Consider the following 4,394-nt stretch of genomic DNA (forward strand, 5'->3'; position numbering starts at 1 on the left):
CCTCGCGGCGTTGCGGCGCGTCGGCCAGCGCGGCCGCGACGTCGGCGGGCAGCGTGGTGGCCTGCTCGTGCACCTGCATCGGCACCGGTGTGTCGGCGGCGGCCGGCCAGCGGCCATGGCGCGCGTGCTCGGCGCGCAGCCGGGTAGCTTCGCGCTGCAGCAGCTGGTCGATGAAACGGTCCTCCACCGCGTAGGTGAAGGCCATCGCGAACAGCGCGAACAGCGTGGCCACGCCGAGCGTGAACGCGGCGAAGGTGAGCATCAGGCGACGCTGCAGCGTCATGCGGTGTCGGCGTCCAGCCGGTAGCCGATGCCGTGCACGGTGGTCAGCAGCGGGCGGTCGAAGGGCTTGTCCATGGCCTGGCGCAGCTGATGGATGTGGCTGCGCAGCGGGTCGGACTCGGGTGGCTCGTCGTCCCACAGCCGCTGGATCAGCCGGCTGCGTGTCAGCGCGCGCGGGTGGGCCTCCATCAGCAGGCGCAGGATGGCCAGCGGCGTGGGTGGCAGCGCCAGCCGCTGACCGTCGCGAAAGGCCTCCTGCGCGCGTCGGTCCAGGCTGAGCGGGCCGACGCGCAGCAGGTAGTCCTGCCCGGCCTGGCCGCGCTTGGCCAGGGCCTGCACGCGGGCCAGCAGTTCCTCGCCGGCAAAGGGCTTGACGAGGTAGTCGTCGCCGCCGACCGCAAAGCCGGCCAGCTTGTCGGGCAAGGTGTCACGCGCCGTGATCATCAGCACCGGCACATGGCTGGGCGCGGCGGCGCGCAGCTGCTGGCACAGCTGCAGCCCGTCCAGGCCGGGCAGGCCGATGTCCAGCAGCAGCACGTCGGGCGCGTCGGCCAGCGCGGCCTGCAGCGCCAAGCGGCCGTCGCTGGCCTCGGTCACGCGGTGGCCGGCCGCACGCAGCAGCGCGGCGATCTGCTCGCGCAGCGGGGCGTGATCCTCGACGAGCAGCAGGTGCGGCATGCGCGCAGTGTCACCCGGCCAGCTGGGCCAGCGCGGCGCGCGCCTCGGCATTGGCCGGCTCGGCGGCCAGCAGCGCCATCAGCACCTCGCGTGCCTTCTGCGGCTGGGCCAGCTGGGCGTAGGCCTGGGCCAGCCCGAGGCGGAACCTGGCGTGCGCCATGTGCGGCGCGGCCAGCTCCATGACGGCCAGTGCCTGCCGGCGTGCGGCGTCGTCTATCGCCGCCTCGGCCTGGTAGTAGCCCAGCATGGCGATCAGGTCGGTGTTGTAGCGCTTGGGCTCGGCGGCCAAGGCGGCGCGCACGGCCACCTGCTCGCCCGCCAGCCAGCGCGTCACCAGCTGCATGCTGGCCTCGTCGCGGTGCGGCGTGCGCGGCTGCGGCGTGCGGCCCAGCTGCCTGACGATGGCCTCGGCCACCAGCGTCGTCGAGAAGGGGTTCTGGCCGGTGACGAGCGGGCCGTCGACGACCAGCTTGGGCATCATCAGCGGGGCCTCTTCCCACTGCGCGCCCAGCTCGCGGGCCCGGGTCTCCAGCCAGAACGGGTATTGCTTCGCCCACTTCTTGCCGAACAGCCGCTCCTCTTCGTCGCTGAAGCCCGTCATGCGCCGGCCGGCCACCAGCGGGCGGCCATCGGGCGTCTTCACGTTGAGCAGTGCCGCCGGCCCGTGGCAGACCGCCGCCAGCACGCCCCGGTGGGCGGCCAGCAGGCCGAGCAAGGCGGTGTCGCGCGGCAGGTCGAACATCGCACCCTTGCCGCCGATCAGAAAGATTGCCGCATGCTCACCCGGCTGCACGTCCTGGGTGCGGCGCGTCTGCTGCAACTGGCGCACGCCGTCGGCATCGGCCAGGAAGGCGGCGACATGGTCGTCGCGCGGGTTGTGCCGGTCGGCCACCACGGCGCCGCCGGCCGGGCTGGCGATCTGCACCTGCAGCCCGTTGGCGCGAAGCGTCAGCCAGGCCATGGCCAGCTCGTCCATCTCGAAGCCGGGGCGGCTGATGGTCGTGCCCTCGGCGCGGCCTTCGCTGGAGACGACGAGCAGCACGCTGGGCGTGGTGGTGGCGGCTGCGGCGGGCAGGCCCAGGGCGGCCGCGAGGCTGGCGGCAAGCAGGAGTCGGTGCATGGTGGGGTCCGGTGAGTGGAGGTGCCACCAATGTGCCGAGCCGATGTGAAGCCGAGATCAAGATGCCGACTGCGGCCGGCGGCCGCCGTGGCGCGGCCTGAACCGCCGGCTGTGGTCACGCAAGTCCGCGCAGATCCTGCGTGGCTCCAAGGCCTCCGGGTCAATTCGCCACGCAAGGAGCTGGCCTCAGTTGCGATCGCGGCGCGGAGGCAGCGGCTGATCGGTCGTGTAGCCGGTGTTGGCGCTGCCGGGCGCCCAGCGATTGGTGTCGTCGGGTATCGGCGCGGCCGGCGTCGTCGTGTCGGTCGTCGTGCTCGCCATGCTGCTGTCGGCCGGCTGCGTTGCCGTAGCGGCCGTCGTGGTGTCGCTGTACGGCGCGGTCTGCGCAGTCTGCGTGCTGGGCAGCATCACGTCGGTCGTGCGCTCGACCGGTTGGTCGAGCGGGTTGCTCTGGCTGACGACGTCCGACTGTCCGGCGGCGGCGTTGTCCGCGCTGGCGTTGTCGGCTGTGGACTGGCTGGCGCAACCGGCGGCCAGCAAGGCGGCGAGTGCCACGGCAATCACGGTCGGTGTGGTATTCAAACGGGTGCTCATGATGACTCTCCAACGGTTGGGACGCCATCGCGCCTGATGGCGCGACGGTGCGGCGGATGCCGCCGCATCAGTCGGCAAGGGTCATTCCTGCGCGCCGGCGCCAGCGCGCCGGCCGGGCCGGCCGGTGGCGTGCTTACAGGGAGGCGTGCGAGCCGGGTAGGCGCGGGCCTACGACCGAACCCGGCGCCCATCCTGGGCCCCACGGCCGCCCGGCAGCGCCGCCGACACTGTCCGCGCACTGTCCGCGGACACCGCCCACAACGGCAAGTGCTTGATTCACAAGCCGACGCCTGCTGGCACATGGCTTGCGGTAGTCCTGGCCATGAACACTCGCTTTCGCGACACCTCCGAGCAGGACCGCCCGCTCGCCCCGAAATCCCGGCGCTGGCCCGTTTTGCTCGCCGGCGCTGCTGCCGTGGTGGCCGTGCTGGCGCTGTTCGGTGGCGGCCGCGTCAAGCAGATGCTGTCGGCCGATTCGGCGATCAGCGCCACACGGCTGAGCATCGCCACCGTCAACATCGCACCGCTGACACGCGACGTCGCCGGCGAGGGGCGCGTCGTCGCCGCGCAGAGCCCGACGCTGTTCGCGCCGGGCGGCGGCACCGTCACGCTGACGGTGCAGGCTGGCGACCCGGTCAAGCGCGACCAGGTGCTGGCCCGCATCGAATCGCCCGAGCTGGCCAACCGCCTCGCGCAGGAGCGCAGCCAGGTCGACGCGCTGCGCGCCGACGTGGCGCGCGCCGAGGTCGAGGCCCGTCAGCAGACCGCCGCGCTGCAGAGCGCCTTTGAGAACGCCCGCATCGACCAGCAGACCGCCGCCAACGACCTGGCGCGCCAGACCCAGGCCTTCGAGGCGGGCGCGACGGCGCGCATGCAGGTCGAGCGCGCCCAGGACGCGCTGGCCAAGGCCAAGCTGGCGCTGGACCAGGCCGCCGGCCTGCGCGGCCTGAAGACCGACAGCCTGGCGCTGGACGTGCAGGCCAAGAAGAGCGCGCTGGCCCGCCAGCAATTGATGGTGGCCGACCTGGAGCGCCAGGTGACCGAACTGGCCGTGCGCTCGCCGGTGGACGGGCAGGTCGGCCAGCTCTTCATCGCCGACCGCACCAACGTCGCCCGCGACGCGCGCCTGCTGTCGGTCATCGACCTGTCGGCGCTGGAAGTGCAGATGCAGGTGGCCGAGAGCTTTGCGCGCGAGCTGCAGCCGGGTATGCCGGGGGAGATCTCGGGCAATGGCCAGCGCTGGGCGGGACTGGTCAGTTCCGTGTCGCCCGAGGTCGTCAGTGGCGAGGTGGCGGCGCGGTTGCGGTTTGACGGCAAGCAGCCGGAGCAGCTGCGGCAGAACCAGCGCTTGAGCGTGCGCGTGCTGCTGGACCGGCGCGACAAGGTGCTGGGCGTGGCGCGTGGCAGCTTCGTCGACGAAGGTGGCGGCAGTTATGCCTATGTGGTGCGTGGCGGCCATGCCGAGAAGGTGGCCGTCAAGCTGGGGGCGCGGTCGCTGGATCGCGTTGAGGTTGTCTCGGGGTTGGTTGCCGGGGACCGTGTCGTGATCTCAGGCACGGACAACTTCAAGGGCGCGGACCGCGTCTTGATTGCGGATTGAGCGTGATGTTTGATCGGGTTGCTTATGCGAAGAGTTTTGCTGAACGCTGCATTGCCGGGAGTCCCGCCCGGCATCCGGGTAACTGTCGGTTGTCCCCGCAGAAAAAAATTACCCCCCCGC

5 protein-coding genes are annotated in these 4,394 nt (G+C 71.8%); 1 reads left to right on the forward strand and 4 read right to left on the reverse strand.

The window, feature by feature from the left end; all coding sequences use genetic code 11:
- From ACT6S0_RS26890 to ACT6S0_RS26905, 4 genes are all read right to left on the reverse strand, one after another.
- On the reverse strand, nucleotides 1-283 hold a 283-nt coding region (locus ACT6S0_RS26890), incomplete at its 3' end, for a hypothetical protein (RefSeq protein WP_444766792.1).
- Nucleotides 280-960, reverse strand: coding sequence for a response regulator transcription factor (locus tag ACT6S0_RS26895; protein ID WP_444766793.1), 681 nt, complete (start codon nucleotides 958-960; stop codon nucleotides 280-282). The genes ACT6S0_RS26895 and ACT6S0_RS26890, both read right to left, overlap by 4 nt.
- A gap of 10 nt (nucleotides 961-970) precedes the next feature.
- Entirely contained in the window at nucleotides 971-2,080 is a 1,110-nt protein-coding gene (locus tag ACT6S0_RS26900; protein ID WP_444766794.1) for a type 1 glutamine amidotransferase domain-containing protein, read from the reverse strand.
- Nucleotides 2,081-2,266: 186 nt separating this feature from the next.
- Nucleotides 2,267-2,674, reverse strand: coding sequence for a hypothetical protein (locus ACT6S0_RS26905; RefSeq protein WP_444766795.1), 408 nt, complete (start codon nucleotides 2,672-2,674; stop codon nucleotides 2,267-2,269).
- A 322-nt stretch (nucleotides 2,675-2,996) separates the two neighbouring features.
- Here ACT6S0_RS26905 and ACT6S0_RS26910 point away from each other — a divergent pair, with 322 nt between their 5' ends.
- A complete protein-coding gene (locus ACT6S0_RS26910) occupies nucleotides 2,997-4,274 on the forward strand; it encodes an efflux RND transporter periplasmic adaptor subunit (protein WP_444766796.1) in 1,278 nt (425 codons plus the stop codon).
- The last annotated feature ends 120 nt before the right edge of the window (nucleotides 4,275-4,394 follow it).

The organism is Roseateles sp., assembly GCF_052436255.1.
In the GTDB taxonomy this organism is placed as follows: domain Bacteria; phylum Pseudomonadota; class Gammaproteobacteria; order Burkholderiales; family Burkholderiaceae_C; genus Pelomonas.